This is a genomic window from Ottowia cancrivicina, assembly GCF_029813755.1.
Taxonomy (GTDB): Bacteria; Pseudomonadota; Gammaproteobacteria; order Burkholderiales; family Burkholderiaceae_C; genus Ottowia; species Ottowia massiliensis.
Genome location: NZ_JARVII010000022.1, coordinates 1 through 25,429, shown reverse-complemented (window position 1 = coordinate 25,429; position 25,429 = coordinate 1). Strand labels below are relative to the sequence as shown.

Below are 25,429 nucleotides of genomic sequence, written 5' to 3'. Positions count from 1 at the left end.
AGGGTTTCAGGCGGCCGCAGACAAACCATGTTATCCCTTCCTTTTTCCCTTTCCGAACTCGCCCAAATGCTGCTCACGCATTTGTGGCTTTCCGGCTTCGCCTTATTGGCGGCAGTATTGCTGGCCGTTCCGGCGGCGATTGTGTTCGCGCGCAGGCAACGGGCGGCAGAGGCGGTATTGCAGCTCGCCAATGTGCTGCAAACCATTCCGTCGCTTGCACTGCTGGGTTTGCTCATTCCGTTTGTCGGCATTGGCTCGCCGCCCGTGCTGATTGCGCTGACGCTGTACGCGCTGCTGCCGATCTTTCAAAACACCTATCTGGGGCTGACCCAAATTGATCAATCCATTCAAGACGCTTACACGGCGTTCGGCCTGTCGCGTTGGCAGTCGCTGTGGCGAATTGAATTGCCCATGGCGCTGCCTGCGATGATTTCGGGCATCCGCACGGCGGCAGTGCTGATAATCGGCACGGCGACGCTGGGGGCCTTGATCGGCGCAGGCGGCTTGGGCAACCTGATTCTGCTCGGCATCGACCGCAATAACATGGCCATGACGTTTACAGGCGCATTGCTCGCCGCGCTGCTGGCCGTCGGCGTGAGCGGCATCATTGGCCTTTTGCAGAAATCGCGGCGCAAATTGCCGCTGGCCCTTGCACTGGCGGCGGGCTTCGGTGCACTCAGTTTCACGCAAATTTCATTTGCGCCCGCCGTGCAAAACGTGGTGATTGCCGGCAAAATGGGCAGCGAGCCTGACATTCTCATCAATATGTATAAATTATTGATTGAGCGGGAAAACCCGAAGGTAAAAGTGACGCTCAAGCCCAATTTCGGCAAGACCAGCTTCCTGTTCAGCGCGCTCAACAGCGGTGAAATCGACATTTACCCCGAATTCACAGGCACGGTGCTGGAAGCCTTGGTGCAAGTGCCAACTGAACAGAAGAACCGCCATTTATCGCCCGATGAAACCTATCAACAGGGTAAACAATTATTGGCAGAACAATATCAGTTGGCATTTCTGCCGCCGATGTCTTATCAGAACACTTATGCGTTGGCGGTCAAAGAGGGTTACGGTGCGGCGCACCAACTGAATGCAATCAGCGACTTAAAGCGGGCTGCATCCGATATTCGGGCAGGCTTTTCGCTGGAATTTGCCGACCGGGCGGACGGCTACAAAGGCATGCAGGCTGCCGGCATCACGCTGAAAAACATCGTCCGCCTCGAACCCGCCCTGCGTTACACCGCCCTGCTGAACGACAAAATCGACCTGGTTGAAGCCTTTTCCACCGACGCCGAATTGAAGCAATACCAGCTGCGCCTGCTGAAAGACGACATTTCCCTGTTCCCCGCCTATCAAGGCGCGCCGCTGATGAAAGCCGGATTTGCCGCAAAAAATCCGCAAATTGTGGCCGCGCTGAACCGCTTGGCAGGCAAAATCAGCGAAGCGGAAATGAGCGAAATGAACTACCGCGTGAAAGTGCAAGGCGAAAGCGCGGAGCGCGTGGCGCGGGATTACTTGGAGAAGAACCGGTTGTTGGAGAAATAAGGCGGGTTGGGCATCATGTCCGGCCCATACTTCGCGCACAGTAAAAACATGAAACACTTGCTCATAGATTTTGAAAATATCCAGCCGCAAAACTTAGACAAATTATCTGCCGACGGCACCCACATTTGGTTGTTTCTAGGCGTGATACATAAATCGCTGCCTGTTGGCTTGGTAAGATCCCTGCTGCGTTTTGGCGAACGCGCTCACCTTGTCCAATTGCAAAAATCAGGCAAAAATGCATTGGATTTTTATCTGTCCTATTATCTCGGACGGATTGCTGCGACCGATCCCGAAGCCCAGATCGGTGTCCTCTCGCGCGACAGCGGCTACGATATTTTGGTAGAACATATTTTGGAAAACCAGCAGGCGCAAAGTATTGTGCGCTTGGTCAATATAGAAGAAGTGCAGTATCAGAAGCTCACCGCCACTCCACCGGCAACATTATTGGAAAACAACCCGCAGCTTGAAGTCGCTCCCAAGTCGCAGCAATCGTTGGCGCCTTATTTTCGGGCAGCCCTAACTGCACTGCGCCGCCCTGACATCTTTCTCCCTGGATGCTTGCATGATTTGAAAAAAAATTTGGCTGATCATGTTTTGCAAGGACTGATGATGGAAAAAGCTGATGATGAGCGTGAAAGATTGGCGCAACTCATCATCAATAATTTCAAGGCAAAAAATCTTATCAGCATTGATGAGCAAGAAACCGTTTCCTATTATATCGACGACAACGCCTTGCTGCAAAAAATCCAGCGCTATATCTTGCACACCAAGCCCAAAACCTATGCTGATTTTCAATCTGCCGTACAAAACCTCGCAGACGCATTCTGTTTGGGTGTTGAGCCAGGCGACATCCAAGCTTTCGCCCAACATCTGTCCGAACAAAATCTTATTCGCCAGAACAACGGGGAAATTGAATACGCACCGTTTACCGAGCCTAAGCCGCAACCTATGGTCAAACAGACTGCGAAAACTGTTTGGCAACCTGATAAAACCATGTGGAAGAAAATAGTTGCGGCATTATCTGTTGCCAAGACAAAACGCCCTGTCACAGTCAATGCATTGCGTAATACGATTAAATCGCATGCAAAATCTGGCGAAAAAGAAACGGAAGAACTGCTTCAGCATTTGCAGGACACCAAGTTCCTGCGCATTGACGGTACAAAAATCGTATACCTCAAGCCTGGGAATCTGGTGTGAACCATAAGGATGTCGGGCATAGGTGCTCAATATGCGAGATAATCTTGTTCCGTTTATCGAATTTCGCGGCGCAGGCAAGCAGTATGACGGCAAATATGCCGTGCGCGAACTGGATTTCACCATTTATCAGGGCGAGTTTTTCGTGCTGGTGGGCGGTTCGGGCAGCGGCAAATCAACCACTTTGCGCATGATCAATGCGCTGATTGAACCGACGGACGGCAATGTTTACCTGCACGGCAAGCGCATTAAGGATTACGACATTCGCCAGCTTCGCCACCAAATCGGCTATGTGTTGCAGCAGATTGCCCTGTTTCCCACCATGACCGTGGCGCAAAACATCGCGCTCATGCCCGATATTCTGGGCTGGCAAAAAGCCGAGCGCAGAGCGCGCGTGAATGAATTATTGGAGCTGGTGGAACTTTCGCCCGAACATTACCGCGACCGTTATCCGCACGAGCTTTCCGGCGGCGAACAGCAACGCATTGGCATTTTGCGCGCCATAGCCGCCAAACCCCAGGTGCTGCTGATGGATGAACCCTTTTCCGCGCTTGACCCACTGGTGCGAGCCGTGCTGCAAGACCAAATTGCCATGATTCACAAAAAATTGGGCACCACTATTGTGTTTGTGACCCATGATATGCAGGAAGCCTTGAAGCTCGCCTGCCGTATCGGCGTGATGCACAACGGCAAACTGGTGCAGATCGGCGCGCCGGAAGAAATCAAAAACCGGCCTGCAAACGATTATGTGAAATCCCTGTTTTCCACCGCCGATACGCCCAATGCAGCGCAGCTGATCAGTCAGTTTCACCAGATGGACCCGCACGAACAGGCAGCAGTGCGGCAGGCCTTGCTGGGGTAGGCCGCCGTGCAGCTTGGGCATTGATGCCTGCCGAAGCCGCTGTAAAACTTTAGTTGGCCCGCCTTGATATGAGGGCGCCTGCTGAAGTTTTTATATGAATTTCTTGAACCATTTATCCAGGAAGTTCATTTGTTCCTCTGTATGAAACCAATGTTCTCCATGGTTCATGACGGTGACGGTAGCGCCGATCTTGTTCGCGAAGTTCATCATGGTTTCCAAAGAAGTGATATTGTCATTTTCTGCATGAAGAATATGGGTTGGTATATTCCAGATGATCGGATTGTTTCTGGCGTGCGAAAGATATCTCCATGACAAATGCGTTCCAGAAGATGTTGTGATCTCTTTTCTTTTGCGCAGATTCGCCTCGGATATGTTTGACTGCGCCATCATGTTCAAAATGACCTTTTCCATGTCCACAATGGGCGAAATAAACATGGCTTCTTCAATGGATTTGTCCGCCAAAGACAGCATGGAATAATAGGCGCCAATGCTGTTGGCTATTAAATAGATTTTATTGTATTGAGAAGTTGCGAGATCGAAAAAATCAGGAAACTCCAATTGGGCCTCCCACGGAAATCTTGATTTATAATCAAATCCTATTATTAAATGTTCGCTGTCGAAAAATTTTTTATAGTAGTCGGCTTCTTTTGCATTTCCGCCTTGACCATGTATGTAGATAACGGCATTTTTCATGATAATGGCCTCGATGGACGTTTGTCAGGCTGACCGGCTGGCAGGCGCATAGCGGGTTTCAGTCCAGCGTTTCTGGGTTTCGCTGCTTGGTGAGCTGAAACCCGCCCTGCGGCGGCTTTGTCTCCAGGCTGCCTTTTCAGACCGTGTTTGCATATTCAGGCCGATTTTTGGCTTTGTTGAAGCCGCGTTTCAGCCCGCCTTATTTCAAATTATCGGCCAGGGCCTGGGCGGTCAGAGTGAATGCCAGGGCTGCGGCTGCGGCGGTTTGCAGGAAAGTTCTGAGAAAGGGGTGGTTCATGGGCGGCTCCTTGCTGCTGGTGAATGGAATGAAATGGATTATTGGGAGCCGGTTGCTCCGGCACAATGAATCATGGTGGAATTGACTATTCGCCAAAGAGGAATTCATGAATCGGCTGGAGGCGCTCAGGTACTTTTGCGCGGCGGCGCAGACGCTGCAATTTCGGAAGGCGGCATCGCGCCTTTCGGTTTCACCGCAGGTGGTGACGCGTGTGATGGCCGAGCTGGAAGCGGCTTTGGGCGAGCCGCTGTTTGTCCGCAGCACGCGCCAGGTGCGGCTGACTGACTTTGGCACGCGCTTTTTGCCGCGCGCGGCAGTTCTTGCTGGATGGCGAGAAGCTTTTTGCCACGGCGCGGCAAAAGGATGACGAGATGGCGGGCGTGGTGCGCATTACCGTGCCGCGCTTGCCTGGCAACGAGGCGCTGCTGGCTGACTTGCTGGCGCGCTGCGCCGATTACCCAGATTGGGTGATTGACTGGCGCGTGGATGAGGCGCGCCTGAATGCCGTGGAGAACTGCATCGACATGGGCGTGCGCCTGGGCCTGGAGCCGCAGCCGCTGATGATCGTGCGCCGCATCGCGCAAACGCGCGACCTGTTCGTGGCCGCGCCGCTGCAAGAGGGGCGGCTGGTGGAGCTGTTTCCCAGCCTGCGCCGCGCGAGCTGGAGCCTGTTTCTCTATCGCCCGCAGCGCAGCATGACGCCAGCCCGCATGCTGGCCGTGTTTGACTGGCTGACGCAGGCGCTGCGGCAGCAATATGCGGGGCGGCAGTGAAGGGCAGGGCGGCTGCGCGCTCAGCCTGCCGCACGTTCATGGCCACCGTTTGCAGCTTGGCTGCTGCGGCGTACGCTGGACAGCTTTTCTCGCGGGTGAACGGACTGCGGACCAGTTTGAGGAGCCTGTTCAAAGACCTGGCCGTGAGCGCAAATGCGCCAGCCACGCACAGCCCCGGGTTTGGCGCGCTTGACTCTTTTTTGGGAGCAGATTTGGAACACTGAAAATGCCTTTGCCGCACGGTTTCGCGGGCTTTATCGCTATTTAATCAGTAGCGAAAGCAGCGCTGTTTTTCAGGGCACGGGAGGCTGCAAGAACTGGTGCGCAGACGGATGGTGAGCAGGTTTTCAGCGCCGCGCGCTGCCCGCGCTCATCCGTTTTCAAGCCATTGCAGGCGCTCGCCCTGGCGCAGCACGTAGCCCGCACCCACTTTCAGGCGCAGGCGGTGGCCGCGCGTGGTGCAGGCGGCAATCTGGGCGAGCAGCTCGGTCATTTGCGCGCTGCTGGGTGAGCTGGCGTGGCAGCTGGCCAGCCAGTAGCGCAGCACATTGGCCTGGCGGGCGGGGCTGAGGGTTTGCAAGGCGGCGATGACGGGCGGCGCTGCGCCGCAGGCGGCCAGGTCTTGCGCGGCCACTTCTTGCAGCAGTTGCTGCGCCTGGGCCGCGTGGGCGGCGCTGCGCGCGAAGGCAGCGCGAAAGCCGGGCAGCGCCGCTTGCAGCGCAGGCAGCACCTGGGCGCGGATGCGGTTGCGCGTGTAGCGCGCGCTGGCGTTGCTGGGGTCTTCCACCCAGCCCATTTCTGCACTGTTTCCTGCGTCGTTTCCCGCGCTGTTTTCTTCGACGGTCTTCAGGCCCTGCTTCGCCAGCCACTCGCGCAGGGCCGCGCCGGGCACGCGCAGAAAAGGACGCGCCCAGGCCAGGCCGCCGCGCTGCCAGCGGGCGGGCATGGCGGCCAGGCCCGGCAGGCCCGCGCCGCGCGAGAGGGCCAGCAGCACGGTTTCCACCTGATCGTCAGCATGCTGCGCCAGCGCGATGGCGCGCAAGGCGGGCGGCTCGGCGGCCAGCGCCAGCAGGGCCTCATAGCGGTGCGCGCGAGCAGCGGCTTCGGGGCTTTCGCCCTTGGCGTGGGCGGCCTGCACGCGCCGCACGCGCAAAGGCACGCCCAGGCGTTGGCAGAAGGCGACGCAGTGGCTTTCAAAGGCGCTGGCCGCTTCTTGCAGGCCGTGATTGACGTGCAGCGCCACCACTTGCCCCGGCCACAGCCGCGCGCAGCCCAGCAGCAGCGCCGTGGAATCGGCCCCGCCCGAATAAGCCACGCCCAGCGGCAAAGGCGGACGCTGGCGGGCGAAGGCGGCCAGGGCGGCATCAACGCAAGCGGCTTCGCCAGCGGAGGGGCAGGGCACGCGAGAAGGGGAGGAGTGCATCAGAAACAGGAGCAAATTCAAGGGGGTGAAAAGGCCGTTTCCCGCAGTTTCCTCTAGGACGTAATGCTATGGATTAAGAAGCAAAAAATTTGCTTTTGAAGCTGCTTGCGGCCAGACGGCAAGTTTCCGGGCTGCCGCCTGCCCCGGCTTTGGCTTGAAGGGCAATAGGGTTCTGGGCGCCAGGGATGGCGGCGCAGCAAACCATCTTTCGCGAAAAGCGGCAATTGGGTTGCCGGGCGGGCCAGCGGGCTGGCGCCTACATCACCGTCCATTCAGAGACGAATTCGCTGGGGCGGCGGAAGGCGTCTTTCAGCAGGGCGTCAGGGGGCGTTCCCAGCGAGTAGCCGCGCACGGGCATGGGGTTTTCAAACCAGGTCTGGTAGAGCTGCTGCACCACGCCATCGCGCAGCAAATCGAGCATGCTGCGGACGATGAGGTTGCGGAAGTCGGGCGAGTGGCGCGGCAGCATGATGGCCAGCGGCTCTACCGACATCTTGGGGCCGACCACCTTGACGGTGTCTTTGAGCATCTTGGCCTGATCCAGCAGCACGATGTCGTCAGAGAGCGTGCCGTCGGCGCGCTTTTCAACCACGGCGCGCACGCCTGCGGCGGCGTTGGGCACTTCGATGATGTTCAGGTTCACCCCCGCGTCCTTGCGCGCCTTGGCAATGGCCTGGCCGGTGGAGCCTGCGATCACGGCGACGGAGCGGCCGCCCATTTGCGCCAGGCTGTCGGCGCTGTCGTCGGCGCGCACCAGCAGGCGCGTGCCTGCGTAGTAGTAGGCGGGGGCGAAGGCTGCCTGTTCGCGGCGCTCCTTGGTGTTGGTGGAGTCGGAGCACTCCATCTGCATTTCGCCGCTGTCGAGCTTGGCCACGCGCTCGGCGGCGTTGGCCAGCACATAGCGCACTTGCAGCGAAGGCAGGTGCAGCTGCTCGCGCAACTGGGCCACCAGGCGCTGGCAGATGTCGATGGCGTAGCCCGCAGGCTTGCCGGGCGCGGCGTCAAACGAAAAAGGTGCGGCCGAGGCGCGGTAGCCAATGGTGATGACGCCCGTGTGTTTGATTTTTTCCAGCGTGATGTCTGCCGCAGCCGCAGTGGCCGCGCACGCAGCCAGCGCCACGGCGGCCAGGCCGCGCCAGGCCAAACCCGGTAAATAACGCATAAGCCCTGTCTCCCAAGCGAGTTGAAAAAGCCTTCGGAACCTGTTCAGAGTCTGTCCATGAAGGGCGGCGGCAAGGCGCACAAGCAGCAGACGGACCGGATGGTCCGCTTGCCGCCCATCAAGACATTTGCAATGCCGCAGACCAGGCAGGTTCTTGCAAGGCATACCAAAGTTCAAAGCGGATGCGTTTCATTGTGCTACAACGGCATCAGAAAAATCGCAAATCCGCAGAAAAAAATACATCTCGGCCCGTGCGGGGCCATTGATTAGCATCGGCGCCTTTTGCCTTGCGCGCCCAGCTTTCATGCCTGCCATGCCTTCTGCCGCTTCCGACATCAGCATCTTGTTCAAGCAGGGCCTGGCCCACCAGCATCTGGGCCAGCTGGAGCAGGCGCGCCAGTGCTACGCGCAGGTTTTGCAGCGCAACGCGCGGCACTTTGACGCGCTCTACCTGATGGGCACCACGCTCGCGCAGCAAGGGCAGCTGGAGCAGGCGCTGGGCTGGCTGGAGCAGGCCGCGCAGGTGCAGGCCGATCACGCCATCTTGCAAAACAACCTGGGCAACATTCTGCTGGCGCTGGGGCGGCTGGAGCAGGCCGTGGCGGCCTTTGACCGCGCCGTGGCGCTCAAGCCCGATTACGCCGCCGCCTTTCACCGCCGGGGCGTGGCCAGAGAAGGGCTGGGCCGGCTGGAAGAAGCGCTGAATGACCACGCCCGCGCGCTGGCGCTGCTGCCCACGCTGGAGCCGGCTGCGCAAGCGCATGCGGCCTTGCAGGCGCAGCTGGGCCTGGGCCGCACGCAAGCCGTGGCGCCCGCCGCCTCCTCGCTCATGCGCAAAGACGTGGGCGCCAGCGCCGAAGACAACCAGAAGGCCGCCGCCCAGTTGCTGCAAAGCGTGCAGCAGTTGCAGGCGGGGCGGGCCTTGCCCGGCGCGGCGGCATCCGCGCAAGACGCCGCATCTGCCGCGCAAGCCCATCTTTTGCAGGCCCGGGCGCTGGAAGACTTGCAGTGCTTCGAGCAGGCCGCTGGCGAGTTTGAAAAGGCGCTGGCCTTGCTGCCCGATGAGCAAGACCTGCCCGGCATGGTGCTGCAAGACCTGCGACAGGCCGCCGCCTGGGCGCGCCTGCCCGAATGGCAGGCCCGCATCGAGGCGGCCATGCAGCAGGGCAGGGCGGCCGTGTCGCCGCTGACCTGGCAGGCCCAAAGCGGCGATGCCGCCAGCAACCGCCTGTACTCGTCGCTGGCCGCCAGGCGCTACCTGCCTGCACCCGTGCCGCTGCCGGCCAAAAGGGCGCTTTCGCCGGGCCGCATTCGCATTGCCTACCTCTCGGCCGATTACGTGCAGCACGCCGTCATGCGCGTGCTGGCCGAAGTGTTCGAGCTGCACGACCGCAGCCGCTTCGAGATTTACGCCTACGCCTATGGCGAACGCCAAAGCGGCGGCATGAACGAGCGCCTGCGCCATGCCTTTGAGCACTATGTGGACGCCAGCGCCATGAGCGACGAGCAGGCCGCGCGCCACATCCACGCGCAAGGCATCGACATCGCCGTGGACCTGATGGGCTACACGCGCGGCGAGCGCCTGGGCATCCTGGCCCGCCGCCCCGCGCCCATTGCCGTCAATTACATCGGCTACCCCGGCACCTTGTGCCTGCCTTTCATCGACTACATCGTGGGCGATGCCACCCTCATGCCGCCCGAGCTGGCGCCCCACTACAGCGAAGCCATCGTGCGCCTGCCCCACTGCTATTTGCCCACCGACCGCCAGCGCCCCATTGCCTTGCCGCCGCCGCGCCAGGCGCTGGGGCTGCCGCCCGATGCCTTCGTTTTCTGCGCCTTCAGCGGCAACTACAAGATTTCGCCGGACATCTTCGCCATCTGGATGCGCCTGCTGGCCGCCGTGCCCGGCAGCGTGCTCTGGCTCGTCAAGGGCAGCGAAGACGCCAGCGCCAACTTGCGCGCGCAAGCGCGGCAGGCGGGCATCGACCCCGCCCGCCTTGTTTTTGCCGAGCGCACGCGCTTTGACCAATACCTGGCCCGCTACACGCTGGCCGACCTCTTTTTGGACACCCTCCCCTACAACGCCCTGGCCACCGCGTCAGACGCCCTGTGGGCTGGCCTGCCCGTGCTCACCTGCACCGGCCAGACCTACGTGGGCCGGGGCGCCACCAGCATCGTGCGCGCCGCCGGCCTGCCCGAGCTGGCCACATCGACGCTGGCCGAATACGAAGCCCTCGCCCTGCGCCTGGCCACCCGCCCGGCCGAGCTGGCCGCCTTGCGCCTGCGTTTGCAGCAAAACCGCGCCGCCTGCCCCCTGCACGACACCCCCGCCTACACCCGGCACCTGGAAGCCGCCTACACCCGCATGGCGCAGCGCTGGCAAAGCGGCCAGCCGCCGCAAAGCTTTGACGTGCCCGCGTGAGCGGCCCGCCAGCCGCGGCGGCCCTCGCTCCCAAACTGGCAGGCGGCTGGCAGGCGGCGCGCAAGCGGCAACCGGGTGGCGGGAGCCGGTTTCCGCAGTCAGAATGAATCAAGAAAAGGAGCAGATTCAGAAGGCTGAAAACGGCTCTCGCGCCCGTTCCACTAGGACCTCATGCTATGAATCGAGAAGCGAATTTGGGCCTCTTTTTGCTCCTGCCGCCCGGCTCTCGCTTGTGCGCCAGAGCAAGACATGTGCGCGGCGGCGCTGCAAAATTCATTTTTTCCTTCTCACAAGGTCTTGCTGATGCTCTACCAACTTTATGAAACCCAACGCACCTGGATGGAACCGCTGACCGATATGGCCGCTGCCGCCTCCAAGCTGTATGGCAACCCGAATTCTCCTGCGGGGCGCTTGCCGCTGGCGCATCGCGTTTCGGCCGGATATTCGCTGCTGCACCGCCTGGGCAAGGATTATGGAAAGCCTGAATTCAATCTGCACAAAATCACCATTGATGGCGCGGAGGCCGTGATTGACGAGCAGGTGGAAATGGACAAGCCATTTTGCCAGCTGCGCCATTTCAAGCGTTTCACCGATGACGCCGCTTTGCTGGAGAAAATCAAGCAACAGCCCGTGGTTTTGATTGTGGCGCCGCTGTCCGGCCATTACGCCACGCTTTTGCGCGATACGGTGCGAACCATGCTGCAAGGGCATGACGTGTTCATTACCGACTGGAAAAACGCCCGCGATGTGCCGCTGGATGATGGCGAATTTCACCTGGACGATTATGTGAACTATGTGGAAGATTTCATTCGCCACTTGCAGGCCGTTGCGGGCCAGTGCCACGTGGTCAGCGTGTGCCAGCCTGTGGTGCCCGTGCTGGGCGCAGTGGCGCTCATGGCTTCGCGCGGCGAAACCACGCCTTTGAGCATGACCCTGATGGCCGGCCCAGTGGACGCGCGCCGCTCGCCTACGGCCGTCAATCGCCTGGCCACGGGCAAAAGCCTTTCATGGTTTGAAAACAACGTGATTTACCGCGTGCCTCCCAAATATCCGGGCGCGGGGCGGCGTGTTTACCCTGGCTTTTTGCAGCATGCCGGTTTTATTGCCATGAATCCGGGCCGCCACGCCAGCAGCCATTATGATTATTTCAGGAACCTGATCAGGGGCGATGAATCCAGCGCTGAAACGCACCGCCGTTTCTACGACGAATATAACGCCGTGCTGGATATGGATGCTGATTATTATCTGGAAACCATCAAGGCTGTTTTCCAGGATTACGCCTTGCCCAAGGGCACATGGAGCGTGCGCAATTCGCAAGGTCAGCTGGAACGCGTGCGCCCGCAGGACATTACTGATACGGCCCTGCTGACGGTGGAAGGCGAGCTGGATGACATTTCAGGCAGCGGCCAGACGGAAGTGGCTCACGCGCTGTGCACCAGCCTGCCGCCCGTTGAAGGTAACCGCCTGACGGTGATGGGCGCGGGCCACTATGGCGTGTTCAGCGGCAGCCGCTGGCGCGAGAAGGTGTATCCGCATATCCGCGATTTCATCGCCCGCAGCGAAGCCGCTGCAGCCAGGAAGGCGGCTGCTTCCAGGCCAGCCCCTCAGGCCGCTCCCGCAGCCAGCGCCGCCCCGGTCAAGCCTGCGGCTGTCCAGCCCGCAGAGGCGCCCAAGGCGGCAGCGCCCAGGCCTGCTGAAACGAAACCGGCCGCTCCCAAGGCGGCCGCTGTGCCCAAGGCTGAAGCCAAGCCAGCCGCGCCCAAGACGGCCGCCAAGGGCAAGAACGGCGCTTGAGAAAGCGCCACAGCCTCACAGGAGGAGGGCGGCCCGCAACTTCTCGCCGCCAGGCCATAAGCAGGTTCTGGCGGCAAGAGGGTGCATCAGAAACAGGAGCAAATTCAGGCCCTGCAGAAATGGCGTTTGCGCGCATTTCACTAGGACCTATTGCTATGAATGAAGGAGCGGATTAAATCGGCCTGCTCCGCCTGTTCTTCGCCTGCCGGCAGGCTGCTTGGCGCCTGGCCTGTCTGGCTGGCTCTTCGCGCCCTGCGCGGCCAGATGGCTGGCGGGCGCTGCCATGCCTTGGCGTCATTCAAAACGCAGGCCAGAAAACGCAAATCCACGGCGCAATCTAGGGTTTACCGGCATGTTTTTCTGGAGTTCTGGCTGGTAGATTCAGTTCGTGCAGCTGCCCCGATGGCTGCATTCACGCGAGCAAGGCCGCGTGCGCCGCAAGCGGCATGGGTCTGGCGGGAAAAGGAAGCAAAAAAAGCCGCCAGCTTTTTGCCATGACGGCGCCGCAGGCTGTGACCGTGAGTTTTGCAATTGACTTGCAGGAATCAGCATGACTGACAAAACGCCTTCATTCAAGCACGCCACCCTCGATGACTGGCAAAAGGCCGCGCAAAAGTCCGCTCCCGGCGGCGATGTGGCGGCGCTGAACTGGCTCACGCCTGACGGCATCACGGTCAAGCCGCTTTACACGGCGCAAGACATCAAAAACCTGCCTTATACCGACACGCTGCCGGGCTTTGAGCCTTTCTTGCGCGGCCCGCAGGCCACCATGTACGCAGTGCGGCCCTGGACCATCCGCCAGTACGCAGGTTTTTCTACCGCCGAGGAGTCCAACGCTTTTTATCGCAAGGCGCTGGCGGCAGGCGGGCAGGGCGTTTCCGTGGCGTTTGACCTGGCCACGCACCGAGGCTACGACAGCGACCACCCGCGCGTGACGGGCGATGTGGGCAAGGCGGGCGTGGCCATTGACAGCGTGGAGGACATGAAGATTCTCTTTGACGGCATTCCGCTGGACAAGGTGAGCGTTTCCATGACCATGAACGGCGCGGTGCTGCCCGTGCTGGCGGGCTACGTGGTGGCCGCCGAAGAGCAGGGCGTGCGGCAGGACCAGCTGGCGGGCACGATCCAGAACGACATCCTCAAGGAGTTCATGGTTCGCAACACCTACATCTACCCGCCGGAGCCGTCGATGAAGATCATTGGCGACATCATCGAATACACGGCGCATCACATGCCCAAGTTCAATTCGATTTCCATCTCCGGCTACCACATTCAGGAAGCGGGCGCGAACCAGTCGCTGGAGCTGGCCTTCACGCTGGCCGACGGCAAGGAGTACGTGAAAACGGCGCTTTCCAAGGGGCTGGACGTGGACGCCTTCGCCGGGCGGCTGTCGTTCTTCTGGGCCATTGGCATGAATTTCTATCTGGAAATCGCCAAGATGCGCGCCGCGCGGCTGCTGTGGTGCCGCATCATGAAAGAGTTCAACCCGAAGAACCCCAAGAGCCTGATGCTGCGCACGCACTGCCAGACCAGCGGCTGGAGCCTGACCGAGCAGGACCCCTACAACAACGTGGTGCGCACCACCATCGAGGCGATGGCCGCCGTGTTTGGCGGCACGCAAAGCCTGCACACCAACGCGCTGGACGAGGCCATCGCGCTGCCCACGGAGTTCAGCGCCCGCATCGCGCGCAACACGCAGCTCATCATCCAGGAAGAAACACACATCACCAACGTGGTGGACCCGTGGGCGGGCAGCTACATGATGGAAAGCCTGACGCAGCAAATGGCCGACAAGGCCTGGGCGCTGATTGAAGAAGTGGACGCCATGGGCGGCATGACCCGCGCCGTGGACAGCGGCTGGGCCAAGCTCAAGATTGAAGCGGCCGCTGCTGAAAAGCAGGCGCGCATTGATTCGGGGCGCGACGTGATCGTGGGCGTGAACAAGTACCGGCTGGACAAGGAAGACCACGTGGACATCCTGGAGGTGGACAACGTGAAGGTGCGCGAGGCGCAGATTGCGCGGCTGAAGGCCGTGAAGGCCGCACGCGATAGCGCGCGGGTGCAGCAGGCGCTGGACGCCATCACGAAGATTGCGGAGACGGGGCAGGGCAATCTGCTGGCCGCCGCCATCGAGGCCATGCGCGCGCGCGCCACGGTGGGCGAAGTCAGCGACGCGATGGAAAAAGCCTTTGGCCGCCACCGCGCCGACGTGCAGAAAGTGGCGGGCGTGTATGCCGCCGCCTACGACAGCGCCGAAGGCTGGGAAAAGCTCAAGGCCGAAATCAGCGCCTTTGCCGAAGAAGAAGGCCGCCACCCGCGCGTGATGATCGCCAAGCTGGGGCAAGACGGCCATGACCGTGGCGCCAAAGTAGTGGCCACGGCCTTTGCCGACCTGGGCTTTGACGTGGACATTGGCAGCCTTTTCCAGACCCCTGAAGAGTGCGCGCGCCAGGCCATTGAAAACGACGTGCATGCCGTGGGCGTGAGCACGCTGGCCGCTGGTCACAAGACGCTGGTGCCCGCCATCATCAAGGCCCTGCACGAGCAAGGCGGCGATGACATCGTGGTGTTCGTGGGCGGCGTGATTCCGCGCCAGGACTACGACTTTCTGTATCAGGCAGGCGTCAAAGGCATTTATGGCCCCGGCACGCCCATTCCGGTCAGCGCGAAAGACGTGCTGGAGCAAATCAAAAAGGCGCGGGTGCCTGCATGAACTGGCTGGCGATGCCGGGAAAGCTGCTGAAAGGGCTGGCGCAGGGCGTGCTGTTCCTGCTGGCCGGTCTGACGGCACAGGCTTTCGCGGCGGGCTGGCTGCTGCTGACCTGCTGGATGGCTTTTCGCATGCCTGGCGGCGCTTCAGGCTGGCAGGCGTTTGCTGCCTGGTGGGGCCTTCTCATGTTGCCTGCGCTGGCTCTCGCAGCCTGGAGCGTGCGCCAGTGGCGCAAAAAGCATGGCGCAAGAAACGGACTTGCATAAAGCTGGCTGCATAAAGAAAGACCCGCCATATGCCCACGATGAACACCGCCATGCTGCTCGAACACATCACCCAGGGCGACGTGCTGCGCCAGCGGCGCGCCATCGCCAAGGCCATCACCTTGCTTGAGTCCACCCGCGCCGATCATCGCGCGCAGGGTGATGAGCTGCTCACGGCCCTGCTGCCGCACACGGGGCGGGCGCTGCGCTTGGGCATCAGCGGCGTGCCGGGCGTGGGCAAAAGCACTTTCATCGAGTCGCTGGGTGTGTTCCTGATTGAAAAGGGCCATCGCGTGGCGGTGCTGGCGGTGGACCCTTCTTCGAGCGTGTCGGGCGGCTCCATTCTGGGCGACAAAACGCGCATGGAGCGCCTCGCGGGCCTGTCTGACGCTTACATCCGCCCCAGCCCCAGCGGCGGCACGCTGGGCGGCGTGGCCGAGAAAACGCGCGAGGCCATGCTGGTGTGCGAGGCCGCAGGCTATGACGTGGTGCTGATTGAAACCGTGGGCGTCGGCCAGTCCGAAACCGCCGTTTCGGGCATGACCGATATGTTCGTGCTGCTGCAACTGCCCAACGCGGGCGACGATTTGCAGGCCATCAAAAAAGGCGTGATGGAGCTGGCCGATCTGGTGGTGATCAACAAGGCTGACATTGACCCGCACGCTGCCACGCGCGCGCGGGTGCAGATTCAGACTGCCTTGCGACTGCTGGGCCTGCAAGGCAATCCGCAGCGCATGACCTACGTTGCGGAGGGCGCGGGCGGCGCAGCGAGCACGCTCGCGCGCTGGCAGCCGCGCGTCATGCAGCTCAGCGGCCTGCAAGGGCAGGGGCTGGACGCCTTCTGGCAGGCCGTGACCGAATTTCAGGCCACGCAAACCACCAATGGCGCCTTGACAGAGCGCCGCCAGCAGCAGGCCCTGGCGTGGATGTGGGAGCGCATTGATGCAGGGTTGAAAGCCGCCTTTCGCGCCCACGCGCAGGTGCGTGCGGCGCTGCCTGATATCACGCAGTCCGTCACGCAAGGGCACCTGCCGCCTTCCACCGCTGCGCGCCGCCTGCTGGCGCTGACCGCTGAAGGGCAGGCATGAGCCTGCCGCCGGAGCCGCCTGAACAAGCCTGGATAAATAAGACCCGCCGCCACCCGTTTCCTCCATTTGATTTCCCTGACTTTCAAGAAAGAGAAGCCACCATGAAAGAAATCCTCGAACAGCTTGAGAAAAAGCGCGAAGCCGCCCGTCTGGGCGGCGGCCAGAGGCGCATTGATGCGCAGCATAAAAAGGGCAAGCTCACCGCCCGCGAGCGCATCGAAGTGCTGCTGGACGCAGACAGCTTTGAAGAATGGGACATGTTCGTCGAACACCGCTGCACCGACTTCGGCATGAACGACACCCAGATTCCCGGCGACGGCGTGGTCATTGGCTACGGCACCATCAACGGGCGTCTCGTCTTCGTGTTCAGCCAGGATTTCACCGTGTTCGGCGGAGCCTTGTCTGAAGCGCACGCCGAAAAAATCTGCAAGCTGATGGACCAGGCCATGCAAGTTGGCGCGCCCGTCATCGGGCTGAACGACTCCGGCGGCGCGCGCATTCAGGAAGGCGTGGCTTCGCTTGCGGGCTATGCCGACGTGTTCCAGCGCAACGTCATGTCCAGCGGCGTCATTCCGCAAATCAGCATGATCATGGGGCCTTGCGCGGGCGGCGCGGTGTATTCGCCCGCCATGACGGACTTCATCTTCATGGTCAAGGACAGCAGCTACATGTTCGTGACCGGCCCCGACGTGGTGAAAACCGTGACCCACGAAGAAGTCACCGCCGAAGAACTGGGCGGCGCCAGCACCCACACCGCCAAGAGCGGCGTGGCCGATCTGGCCTTTGAAAACGACGTTGAAGCCCTGCTCATGCTGCGGCGCTTTTTCAACTACATCCCCGCCAACAACCGCGAAAAAGCCCCTTACCGCCCCACGCAAGACCCGGCGGACCGCGCCGACCTGAGCCTGGACACCCTCGTGCCCGACAACCCCAACAAGCCCTACGACATGAAGGAGCTGATCGTCAAAACCGTGGACGACGGCGAATTCTTCGAGTTGCAGCCCGATTACGCCGCCAACATCATCATCGGCTTTGCCCGCATGGACGGCAACGTGGTCGGCATCGTCGCCAACCAGCCGCTGGTGCTCGCGGGCTGCCTGGACATCAAAAGCGGCATCAAGGCCGCGCGCTTCGTGCGCTTTTGCGATGCCTTCAACATTCCCGTCATCACCTTCGTGGACGTGCCCGGCTTCATGCCCGGCACTGCGCAGGAGTACGGCGGCATCATCAAGCACGGCGCCAAGCTGCTGTATGCCTTTGCCGAATGCACCGTGCCCAAGATCACCGTCATCACCCGCAAGGCCTACGGCGGCGCGTATGACGTGATGAGTTCCAAGCACTTGCGCGGCGACGTGAACCTGGCCTGGCCCAACGCCGAAATCGCCGTGATGGGTGCCAAGGGCGCGGTGGAAATCATCTTCCGCCAGGACAAGGACGACCCCGAAAAGCTCGCCGCCCGCGAAGCCGAATACAAGGCCCGCTTTGCCAACCCCTTCGTGGCTGGCGCGCGCGGCTTCATCGACGACGTGATCCAGCCGCACGAAACCCGCAAGCGCATCTGCCGCAGCCTGGCCATGCTCAAGGACAAGAAGCTGGAAAACCCGTGGCGCAAGCACGGCAACATTCCGCTTTGATGCTCTTGTTTTGATCGCTGGCGCCGCACGTGTTCAAAGCGCAAAACGCCCCAAACGCCATGAAGCCGGGCGGCATGGCCCATGCCAGCCCGCCCATGCCCCCTCAATGGCCGTTGATCTGCGAAACGCGGCCCGGGCAGGCGTTTGCGGCACACGCGCAAGGCGCGCGCTGAATTGAAAAGACATTCACAGGAAATATCACCATGTTCAAGAAAATCCTCATTGCCAACCGTGGCGAAATCGCCTGCCGCGTCATCGCCACGGCCCGCAAAATGGGCATCGCCACCGTGGCCGTGTATTCCGACGCCGACAAAGACGCGCGCTTTGTGCAAATGGCCGATGAAGCCGTGCGCCTGGGGCCGCCGCCTTCGCGCGAGTCCTACCTGCTGGGCGACAAAATCATCGAGGCGGCCAAGGCCACGGGGGCCGAAGCCATTCACCCTGGCTACGGCTTTCTGAGCGAAAACGAAGCCTTTGCCCGCAAGTGCGAGGAAGAAGGCGTCATCTTCATCGGCCCCAAGCACGAAGCCATTGCCGCCATGGGCGACAAAATCGCCTCCAAGCGGCTGGCCAAGCAAGCGGGCGTGAGCACCATTCCCGGCTACAACGAGCCGATCGAGTCCGCCGAAAAAGCCGTGGAAATCGCCAAGGGCATTGGCTACCCCGTGATGATCAAGGCCAGCGCGGGCGGCGGCGGCAAGGGCCTGCGCGTGGCCTTCGACGACAAGGAAGCGCACGAAGGCTTTGACTCCTGCCGCAACGAAGCGCGCAACTCCTTTGGCGACGACCGCGTGTTCATCGAAAAATTCGTCGAGCAGCCCCGCCACATCGAAATCCAGGTGCTGGGCGACGCCCACGGCAACGTCATCTACCTCAACGAGCGCGAATGCTCCATCCAGCGCCGCCACCAGAAGGTGATTGAAGAAGCGCCATCGCCCTTCATCAGCGAAGAAACCCGCAAGGCCATGGGCGAGCAGGCCGTGGCCCTGGCCAAGGCCGTGAAATACCAAAGCGCCGGCACCGTCGAATTCGTGGTGGGCAAGAACCAGGACTTCTACTTCCTGGAAATGAACACCCGCCTGCAAGTGGAGCACCCCGTCACCGAGTGCATCACCGGCCTCGATCTGGTGGAGCAGATGATTCGCGTGGCCGCAGGCGAAAAACTCGCTATCGCCCAGGCCGACGTGAAGAAAGTGGGCTGGTCCATCGAGTGCCGCATCAATGCCGAAGACCCCTTCCGCAACTTCCTGCCCAGCACGGGCCGCCTGGTGCGCTTTCAGCCGCCGGAGCAAACGCTCTTCCAGGGCCAGCCCAGCACCGAATACGGCGTGCGCGTGGACACCGGCGTGACCGACGGCGGCGAAATCAGCATGTACTACGACTCGATGATTGCCAAGCTCATCGTGCATGGCAAAGACCGTGACGACGCCATTGCCCGCATGCGCGAGGCGCTCAACGGCTTTGTCATCAAGGGCGTGCAAAGCAACATCCCCTTCCAGGCCGCGCTGCTGGCGCACCCCAGCTTCATCAGCGGCAACTTCAACACGGGCTTCATCAATGAGCACTACGCCCAGGGCTTTCGCTCCGAAGACGTGCCTCACGCCGACCCCTACTTCCTCATGGCGCTGGCCGCGCGCCTGCACATGTGGTACCGCAACCGCGCCCAGGGCCTGCAAGGCAAATTCTGGGAAGGCTTCAAGCGCCTGCCCGGGCGCGAATTCGTGGTGTGCGTGCTGGGCAAGGAAGGCGACAACCGCTACGTGAGCGCCTCGCTCGGCGCCGTCACCCTGCACGCGGCCGCGCCCGTCACCATCCACGCGCCCGAAGGCGACCGGGTCTACCAAATCCTTGTCGAGCAAATGCTGGGCAACGCCCGCGTCACGGGCCAGGTCAATGGCCAGCCCTTTACCGTGCAAATGGAACGCGGCCACACCAAAAACCCGCTCGTCACCCGCGTCATCCACAACGGCACGCAGATCGACGCCATCATCATGCATCCGCGCACCGCCGAGCTGCACAAGCTCATGCCCTACAAAGCGCCGCCTGACATGAGCCGCTACGTGCTCTCGCCCATGCCAGGTCTGCTCACGCAAGTGGCCGTGCAGCCCGGCCAGAAAGTGCAGGCGGGCGAGCGCGTGGCCGTCATCGAAGCCATGAAGATGGAAAACATCCTCTTTGCCAGCGCCGACGGCACGGTCAAGGCCATCCTGGCCCAGCCCGGCGAAAGCCTGGCGGTGGACCAGCCCATCGTCGAATTCGAGTAAGCCCCGCGCGCGCTGGCGGCCTACGCCCCCGGCGCGCCCAATCAGCCGCAGCATTCGGCGCCGACCGAAGCTGCGGCTTTTTTATTTGACGAGCCGGGAGCGCCTTCGCAAACCGCCACCGCCGGTCATTGAGTTGATGCGATATGACCTGATAGACGGCAGGCGTGCCTTCAGGTGCCAAACCGGCTTCAAGTCCTGGTACGGACTGGATTTGCCGCTCTCTTTTTCAGAGCGGAACAAGCGCCGTCAAACCCGCGGCCCTTGCGGCCGCCTTCTTGCCCGCCATGCCCGCCCTTGCCCAGGAAACGGAGGAAAAGGACGGCAGTGCCTCCTCCGGCAGCCTTCCCACCGTGGAAGTCAAGGCTTCGGCCATGCAAGCCACCACGGGCATGGAGCTGTCGATGCGGCAAACGCCGCAGTCCGTCACCGTGGTGAGCAAGCCCGTGCTGCGCGAGCAGGGCATTACCGGCATGGCCGGCGCCATGCGCAGCACCACCGGCATCAATGTGCTGAGCGAAACGGGCCGCGTGCGCTTTCAGTCGCGCGGCTTTTACATCGACCAGATTCAGGAAGACGGCATCTCCAGCACCGTGCCCGGATCTTCCGGCAACCCCACGCGCGATCCGCAAAGCATGACCGACATGGCCGTGTATGAGCACATTGAAGTGCTGCGCGGCCTCACGGGCCTGCCCGAACCCAACTGGGATTCGGGCGCCAATTACTGGATGAAGATGGCCTACAGCGACAAGATCACGAGCAGCGCCCTCATGCTGGGCACGCGCCTCAACCCTGCCGAGCGCCTGCACGTCATCGTCGGCACGCGCTACACCAGCTGGCGCGTCAGCGGCTACGAGGACTACCAGTGGTACACCGGCCGCGTGGACAAGGACCCCACGGCCTTTTACAGCCGCAAGCGCCACCGCTTCACGCCCTATCTGGGCGTCACGTTTGACCTGGACGACAGCAGCAGCCTCTACACCAGCTACACCTCCATCTTCAAGCCCAACGCCAGCAAAGACCGCGAAGGCCGCTACTACAACCAGCCCATTGGCAACGTGCGCAGCCGGGGGCTGGACGCCGAAATCTCCGGCCAGATCATCAGCCGCTGGCAAATGGCGGCCGGCTACACCTTCAACACCAGCCAATACCGCCGCACCAAGTCCAGCAGCCGCGCCGAAGGCATGAGCACACGCCCCGGCACATGCTGCGCCTGTACACCAGCTACCGCCTGCCCGTCGCTGGCGAGCAGTGGAGCGTGGGCGCGGGCCTGAACGCGCAAAGCAAAACCGACAGCCTCTACAACATGCCGCAAGGCGGCTACGCCATCTTCAACGCCAACGCGCGCTACCCAATCAACCCCAACATGGAGCTGGCGCTCATCGTCAATAACCTGGCCAACCGCAGCTACTTTGAAAACAACAAAGTGCGCACCATGGGCATCAACAACTTCTACGGCCAGTCGCGCACCGTGACGCTCCATTTCCTCTGGAAAATGTGAATGAAAGCGCCCGCCGCGCCGCTTTTTCGCCGTTCGCCAAAATGAAAAAGCCCCATCCCGGTAGATGGGGCTTTTTCATGTCTGAAAGCCAGCTTTGCAGCCTGCCTGAACAGGCTCCCATTGGCCAGGTGCTAGCAAAAACAGGAGCAAATATAAAGGGGTCAAAACGGCATCTGGCGCAGGTTCTACTAGGACATCATGCTATTGATGTAGGAGCTAGAAAAAGCGGCCTGCTCCGGCTTGCTTCCTGCCAACGCCTGCTCCTTGCTCCAGGCCCAATGATTTACAGCAAAAAGAAATAGGCCCATAGCGAAACGGCGGCAATGCAAAGAATATTGAGCAGCATGCCGGCTTTCAGCATGTCTTTTTGCGTGACCAGCCCCGTGCCAAACACAATGGCATTGGGCGGCGTGGCCACCGGCAGCATGAAAGCGCAAGAAGCGCCAATGCCAATAATCAGCACCATGACCTCTTTTGGCATGCCCATTTTCTCGGCCACGCTGGCAAATACCGGCACCAGCAGGGCGGCGGAAGCGGTATTGCTGGTGAATTCGGTCAGGAAAATGATAAAGGTGGATACGGCCAAAATCACGATAAACGGATGGGCCAGCACAAAAGCGCTGGCCATTTCCTGACCAAGCGCGGCGGACGCGCCGGATTTTTGCAGCAGCTTGCTCAGCGCAATGCCGCCGCCAAACAGCAGCAGCACGCCCCAGTCGGTATTGCGCGCCACTTCGCGCCAGCGCACCACGCCAAAAATCACCACGGCCACCGCCGCGCTCAGGGCAACAAAAGCATCAGGGCTGTCAATGCCAAATTCCTTTTTCAACTGGCTGCCAAATATCCATGCCACGGCGGCGGCGGCAAAAATCAGCATGGCAATCACGCGGTGCAGCGTCCACGGAATCTCTTCATCGGCCACTTCAACCCGTTGCGAGAAATTGGGTTTCAAAATCACGAACAGCGAAACCAGCATCAAGGGCAGCAGCACCAGCATCATGGGCAGGCCGAATTTCATCCAGCCGGCAAAATCCAGATTCAGGGCTTTGGCGGCAATGGCGTTGGGCGGCGTGCCCACCACAGTGCCCAGCCCGCCAATGCTGGCGCAATAAGCGATGCCGAGCAGCACAAAAACAAAAGTGTTGCGGTCCTTGTTCTTGTCCATATGGTTCATCAGGCCCATTGCCAGCGGCAGCATCATGGCGGCGGTGGCGGTATTGCTGATCCACATGGATAAAAAAGCCGTGGCGGCAAACAGCAAATGCACGGCAACGAAGGTATTGCCGCGTGACAGTGAAATCAGCCAGATGGCGATTTTCCGGTCAATTTTCTGCATGTGCAGCGCAGTGGCTAGCGCAAAACCGCCGAAAAAGACGTAAATAATCGGATCCGAAAAACCGGCCAATGCCTCCTTGGTGCCCATATCGGGTATTTTGAACAAGATGGCGAACAGCGGCACGATCAGCGCGGTTACCGTGATATGAACGGCCTCGGTAAACCACATGATGGCGACAAATACCAAAATGGTCAGTCCCTTATTGACATTGGCGTCATAAGGCAGGATTTGATAAAGCACGGCGCTGATGATGGCGGCAATTATCGCGATGAGCAAGCCGCGAAAACTGGTAATGGGCGCCTGCGCGCTCAATAACTCGACATTGTCCGGCCGCTGTTCGGCCTGCGCTTGGTCTGACATCAGGGTTTCTCCTAGATTGACTGATTTGCTGATTGCTGGCAGGCAATAACGGCAGCCGCCAGAATTCGCATTCAAATATTAAAACAAAACGCAGAATGATCTGCATCCCTTCATGTTGCGAAAGCTCAAACAGGCGTTTGATATTCAGATTCAGCGGCGGTTTGGGAGCCTGTTCAAGGTTTGTCCGTGGGCGCAAAAAACGCGGCCTCGGGCGCTCTGCGGCGTCGCAAGCGGGCGGCTTCTTTCCGGAGGCGCATTCATGGCGGCCCAGCGCATATGCTCGCCATCATGCAATACGCCTCTTTTCTTGCCGCCGCAGCGGCCTCCGCCTTGCTGGCGGCTTGCGCTCACCGAACCACGCCCGACATCACGCCGCCGCAAACGCCCGCCGCCTGGCAGCATGCCAGCAGCGGGGCCGGCGCGTCATCAGATACGCAACCCGATGCGCGAACCGGTGCGGATGGTGCGCAAGAGCGCATTCCCGCCGAGTGGTGGACACAATATGAGCAGCCCGCGCTGAATGCCGCTGTGGCGCACGCGCTGGCGCACAGCGGCACGCTGGCCAATGCGCTGCTGAAGCTGCGCACGGCTGACTTGCGGGCCGAGGCCGCTGGCGCCGCGCTGCGCCCCACGCCCAGCGGCAACGTGACCGCCAGTGTGAACCGCCCCGTCACGGGCAGCGCGCAGCGCAGCACGCGCAGCTACGGCGTGTCGCTGGGCGCTTCATGGGAAATTGATTTGTGGGGCAAGCTGGGCGCGCAGGCCGACATGGCCACTTTCGAGCGCGAAGCCGCTGCGCTGGATGGCGACCAGGCCGCCGCCACGCTGGCCGCCAGCGTGGTGCGCCAGTACTGGCAGCTGGCGGCCATGCAGGAGCGCATTCGCGTGGCGCGGCAAAGCCTGGCGCACGCCGAACGCACGCTTTCACTCACGCAGGCGCAGCACGCGGCGGGCGCGGCCTCGGGGCTGGATGAGGCGCAGGCCGCGCAGGCCGTGCAGACCCAGCAAGTGGCCCTGGCCGCGCAGCAGCAGCAGCGCACCGAGATGCGCCACGCCTTTGCCGTGCTGCTGGACGCCGCGCCCGGCCACCTGCCCGCCGGCATTGCCGAGCCAGACGGCCTGCCCCAAAACGCCGCGCAGCTGGCCGCGCGGGCGCAGCCCGGCGCGGGCGTACCCGCCAGCTTGCTGGCGAGGCGGCCCGATTTGCGCGCGGCTGAATGGCGCTTGCGCGGCACGCTGGCCAACGTGCAGGCGCAAAAGCTTTCTTTCTACCCGGCGCTCAGCCTCACCGGCACGCTGGGCACGGGCAGCGCCTCGCTGCTCAAGATCCTCTCCAACCCCGTGGCCGCGCTGGGCGCGGGCCTGAGCCTGCCCTTTCTGAACACGGGCGAGATGCGTCGCAACCCGCAAATCGCGCAAAACGAGCACGAGCAGGCCGTCAATACCTTCCGCCAGACGCTGCTGCAGGCCCTGGCCGATGTGGAAAACGCCCTCTCATCCACCGCCACGCAGCGCGATGCCGTGCAGCGCCAGGCCGCCCTGGCAGCGCAGGCGCGCCGCATCGACGAAATGACCGAAACCCGCTACCGCGCCGGCGCCGTGCCCCTGCGCGACTGGCTCACCGCCCAAGAAAGCCGCCGCCAAAGCGAGCTGGCCGAGGTGGACGCGCAGCTGAACCTGCTGCTGGCCCAGGTGCAGCTCTACCAGGCGCTGGGCGCCAGCGCGGGCGGGCTGAACGCGCCCGCGCCTGCCCCCACGCCTGACACGCAGTGAAAACCGTTTTCCGTGCGCGAACGCAAAGCCAGCCTGCGTTTTTTCAGCTTGTGCGGGGCCTGCATTCATCAAAAACAGGAGCGAACCCGCAAGCTTGAAAAACAGCTTTCGCGCCCGTTTGACTAGGGCGTTTTGAGAATCCTGCTCTTATGCTGCAATCCCGCCATGGAAAGAAGAGCATGAGCGACAAGCAGTGGGCACTGATGGCCCCGCACTGCCTGGGCAAGCCTGGCGATGCAGGGCGAAGAGGCACGGACAAGCGTTTGTTTGTAGAGGCCGTGCTGTGGATCGTGCGCACAGGCAGCCCCTGGCGCGATTTGCCTGAAGAATTCGGCAAATG

The 25,429-nt window shown here is 61.5% G+C and carries 21 protein-coding genes; 17 read left to right on the top strand and 4 right to left on the bottom strand.

The features are described from left to right. The first annotated feature begins 27 nt into the window (after nt 1-27). From QB898_RS10085 to QB898_RS10075, 3 genes are read left to right on the top strand one after another with little or no spacing between them, the layout of a single operon-like run. Nucleotides 28-1,542 carry an ABC transporter permease/substrate-binding protein gene (locus QB898_RS10085; RefSeq protein WP_279524849.1) on the top strand — a complete coding sequence of 505 codons (1,515 nt, stop codon included), beginning with the start codon at nt 28-30 and terminating at the stop codon, nt 1,540-1,542. Nucleotides 1,543-1,590: 48 nt separating this feature from the next. After that, a complete protein-coding gene (locus QB898_RS10080) occupies nt 1,591-2,739 on the top strand; it encodes a PIN domain-containing protein (protein ID WP_279524848.1) in 1,149 nt (382 codons plus the stop codon). Nucleotides 2,740-2,770: 31 nt separating this feature from the next. Next, nucleotides 2,771-3,598 carry an ABC transporter ATP-binding protein gene (locus QB898_RS10075; RefSeq protein WP_279524847.1) on the top strand — a complete coding sequence of 276 codons (828 nt, stop codon included), beginning with the start codon at nt 2,771-2,773 and terminating at the stop codon, nt 3,596-3,598. A 90-nt stretch (nt 3,599-3,688) separates the two neighbouring features. Here QB898_RS10075 and QB898_RS10070 read toward each other — a convergent pair whose 3' ends face one another. Further along, on the bottom strand, nt 3,689-4,291 hold the full coding sequence (locus QB898_RS10070) for a hypothetical protein (RefSeq protein ID WP_279524846.1): 603 nt from the start codon (nt 4,289-4,291) through the stop codon (nt 3,689-3,691). Nucleotides 4,292-4,695: 404 nt separating this feature from the next. Between QB898_RS10070 and QB898_RS10065 the strand changes: the two genes are divergently transcribed. Then, entirely contained in the window at nt 4,696-4,956 is a 261-nt protein-coding gene (locus tag QB898_RS10065; protein ID WP_279524845.1) for a LysR family transcriptional regulator, read from the top strand. Nucleotides 4,957-4,960: 4 nt separating this feature from the next. Next, nucleotides 4,961-5,362, top strand: coding sequence for a type 2 periplasmic-binding domain-containing protein (locus QB898_RS10060; RefSeq protein ID WP_279524844.1), 402 nt, complete (start codon nt 4,961-4,963; stop codon nt 5,360-5,362). A 370-nt stretch (nt 5,363-5,732) separates the two neighbouring features. Here QB898_RS10060 and tilS read toward each other — a convergent pair whose 3' ends face one another. Together tilS and QB898_RS10050 are read right to left on the bottom strand one after the other, a co-directional pair. Next, complete coding sequence (gene tilS, locus QB898_RS10055) at nt 5,733-6,785, bottom strand: tRNA lysidine(34) synthetase TilS (protein ID WP_428982796.1); 1,053 nt, start codon at nt 6,783-6,785, stop codon at nt 5,733-5,735. A 256-nt stretch (nt 6,786-7,041) separates the two neighbouring features. Further along, nucleotides 7,042-7,947: an amino acid ABC transporter substrate-binding protein gene (locus QB898_RS10050; RefSeq protein ID WP_279524842.1), complete on the bottom strand. Its 906-nt coding sequence runs from the start codon at nt 7,945-7,947 to the stop codon at nt 7,042-7,044. Between the two features lie 313 nt (nt 7,948-8,260). On the opposite strand from QB898_RS10050, the gene QB898_RS10045 reads away from it, so the two are divergent. From QB898_RS10045 to QB898_RS10000, 10 genes are all read left to right on the top strand, one after another. Next, entirely contained in the window at nt 8,261-10,369 is a 2,109-nt protein-coding gene (locus QB898_RS10045; protein WP_279524841.1) for an O-linked N-acetylglucosamine transferase, SPINDLY family protein, read from the top strand. 303 nt (nt 10,370-10,672) lie between these two features. Then, the gene (locus QB898_RS10040) at nt 10,673-12,163 is read left to right on the top strand and encodes a polyhydroxyalkanoate depolymerase (protein WP_279524840.1); all 1,491 of its coding nucleotides are present in this window, start codon (nt 10,673-10,675) and stop codon (nt 12,161-12,163) included. A 550-nt stretch (nt 12,164-12,713) separates the two neighbouring features. After that, nucleotides 12,714-14,876: a methylmalonyl-CoA mutase gene (gene scpA / locus QB898_RS10035; protein WP_279524839.1), complete on the top strand. Its 2,163-nt coding sequence runs from the start codon at nt 12,714-12,716 to the stop codon at nt 14,874-14,876. Next, entirely contained in the window at nt 14,873-15,139 is a 267-nt protein-coding gene (locus QB898_RS10030) for a hypothetical protein (RefSeq protein WP_279524838.1), read from the top strand. Before scpA ends, QB898_RS10030 begins: the two co-directional genes overlap by 4 nt. A gap of 38 nt (nt 15,140-15,177) precedes the next feature. Beyond that, complete coding sequence (meaB, locus tag QB898_RS10025; protein ID WP_279524859.1) at nt 15,178-16,224, top strand: methylmalonyl Co-A mutase-associated GTPase MeaB; 1,047 nt, start codon at nt 15,178-15,180, stop codon at nt 16,222-16,224. Nucleotides 16,225-16,325: 101 nt separating this feature from the next. Further along, nucleotides 16,326-17,858 carry an acyl-CoA carboxylase subunit beta gene (locus QB898_RS10020; protein WP_050714246.1) on the top strand — a complete coding sequence of 511 codons (1,533 nt, stop codon included), beginning with the start codon at nt 16,326-16,328 and terminating at the stop codon, nt 17,856-17,858. 203 nt (nt 17,859-18,061) lie between these two features. After that, nucleotides 18,062-20,122: an acetyl-CoA carboxylase biotin carboxylase subunit gene (locus tag QB898_RS10015; RefSeq protein ID WP_279524837.1), complete on the top strand. Its 2,061-nt coding sequence runs from the start codon at nt 18,062-18,064 to the stop codon at nt 20,120-20,122. 284 nt (nt 20,123-20,406) lie between these two features. Continuing rightward, entirely contained in the window at nt 20,407-21,393 is a 987-nt protein-coding gene (locus QB898_RS10010) for a TonB-dependent receptor domain-containing protein (protein ID WP_279524836.1), read from the top strand. After that, a complete protein-coding gene (locus tag QB898_RS10005) occupies nt 21,324-21,620 on the top strand; it encodes a TonB-dependent receptor (protein WP_279524835.1) in 297 nt (98 codons plus the stop codon). Before QB898_RS10010 ends, QB898_RS10005 begins: the two co-directional genes overlap by 70 nt. A gap of 41 nt (nt 21,621-21,661) precedes the next feature. Next, complete coding sequence (locus QB898_RS10000; RefSeq protein ID WP_279524834.1) at nt 21,662-21,922, top strand: hypothetical protein; 261 nt, start codon at nt 21,662-21,664, stop codon at nt 21,920-21,922. Here the strand turns inward: QB898_RS10000 and QB898_RS09995 are convergent. Then, nucleotides 21,904-23,316 (bottom strand): SLC13 family permease, encoded by a 1,413-nt coding sequence (locus QB898_RS09995; protein WP_279524833.1) that lies wholly within the window; start codon nt 23,314-23,316, stop codon nt 21,904-21,906. The genes QB898_RS10000 and QB898_RS09995 overlap by 19 nt on opposite strands. Nucleotides 23,317-23,604: 288 nt before the next feature. Between QB898_RS09995 and QB898_RS09990 the strand changes: the two genes are divergently transcribed. After that, nucleotides 23,605-25,089 (top strand): efflux transporter outer membrane subunit, encoded by a 1,485-nt coding sequence (locus QB898_RS09990; protein ID WP_279524832.1) that lies wholly within the window; start codon nt 23,605-23,607, stop codon nt 25,087-25,089. Between the two features lie 179 nt (nt 25,090-25,268). Then, the coding region (locus QB898_RS09985; RefSeq protein WP_279524858.1) for a transposase at nt 25,269-25,429 on the top strand (161 nt) is incomplete at its 3' end.

Bases quoted from the DNA above. Each gene is read 5' to 3' on its own strand.
- QB898_RS10085 (WP_279524849.1), top strand. From the start codon at position 28: ATGTTATCCCTTCCTTTTTCCCTTTCCGAACTCGCCCAAATGCTGCTC.
- QB898_RS10020 (WP_050714246.1), top strand. From the start codon at position 16,326: ATGAAAGAAATCCTCGAACAGCTTGAGAAAAAGCGCGAAGCCGCCCGT.
- QB898_RS10065 (WP_279524845.1), top strand. From the start codon at position 4,696: ATGAATCGGCTGGAGGCGCTCAGGTACTTTTGCGCGGCGGCGCAGACG.
- QB898_RS10050 (WP_279524842.1), bottom strand. From the start codon at position 7,947: ATGCGTTATTTACCGGGTTTGGCCTGGCGCGGCCTGGCCGCCGTGGCG.
- tilS (WP_428982796.1), bottom strand. From the start codon at position 6,785: ATGCACTCCTCCCCTTCTCGCGTGCCCTGCCCCTCCGCTGGCGAAGCC.
- QB898_RS10080 (WP_279524848.1), top strand. From the start codon at position 1,591: ATGAAACACTTGCTCATAGATTTTGAAAATATCCAGCCGCAAAACTTA.
- QB898_RS10005 (WP_279524835.1), top strand. From the start codon at position 21,324: ATGCTGCGCCTGTACACCAGCTACCGCCTGCCCGTCGCTGGCGAGCAG.
- QB898_RS09995 (WP_279524833.1), bottom strand. From the start codon at position 23,316: ATGTCAGACCAAGCGCAGGCCGAACAGCGGCCGGACAATGTCGAGTTA.
- QB898_RS09990 (WP_279524832.1), top strand. From the start codon at position 23,605: ATGCAATACGCCTCTTTTCTTGCCGCCGCAGCGGCCTCCGCCTTGCTG.
- QB898_RS10030 (WP_279524838.1), top strand. From the start codon at position 14,873: ATGAACTGGCTGGCGATGCCGGGAAAGCTGCTGAAAGGGCTGGCGCAG.
- QB898_RS10075 (WP_279524847.1), top strand. From the start codon at position 2,771: ATGCGAGATAATCTTGTTCCGTTTATCGAATTTCGCGGCGCAGGCAAG.
- QB898_RS10010 (WP_279524836.1), top strand. From the start codon at position 20,407: ATGCCCGCCCTTGCCCAGGAAACGGAGGAAAAGGACGGCAGTGCCTCC.
- QB898_RS10015 (WP_279524837.1), top strand. From the start codon at position 18,062: ATGTTCAAGAAAATCCTCATTGCCAACCGTGGCGAAATCGCCTGCCGC.
- scpA (WP_279524839.1), top strand. From the start codon at position 12,714: ATGACTGACAAAACGCCTTCATTCAAGCACGCCACCCTCGATGACTGG.
- QB898_RS10000 (WP_279524834.1), top strand. From the start codon at position 21,662: ATGAAAAAGCCCCATCCCGGTAGATGGGGCTTTTTCATGTCTGAAAGC.
- QB898_RS10045 (WP_279524841.1), top strand. From the start codon at position 8,261: ATGCCTTCTGCCGCTTCCGACATCAGCATCTTGTTCAAGCAGGGCCTG.
- meaB (WP_279524859.1), top strand. From the start codon at position 15,178: ATGAACACCGCCATGCTGCTCGAACACATCACCCAGGGCGACGTGCTG.
- QB898_RS10060 (WP_279524844.1), top strand. From the start codon at position 4,961: ATGGCGGGCGTGGTGCGCATTACCGTGCCGCGCTTGCCTGGCAACGAG.
- QB898_RS10040 (WP_279524840.1), top strand. From the start codon at position 10,673: ATGCTCTACCAACTTTATGAAACCCAACGCACCTGGATGGAACCGCTG.
- QB898_RS10070 (WP_279524846.1), bottom strand. From the start codon at position 4,291: ATGAAAAATGCCGTTATCTACATACATGGTCAAGGCGGAAATGCAAAA.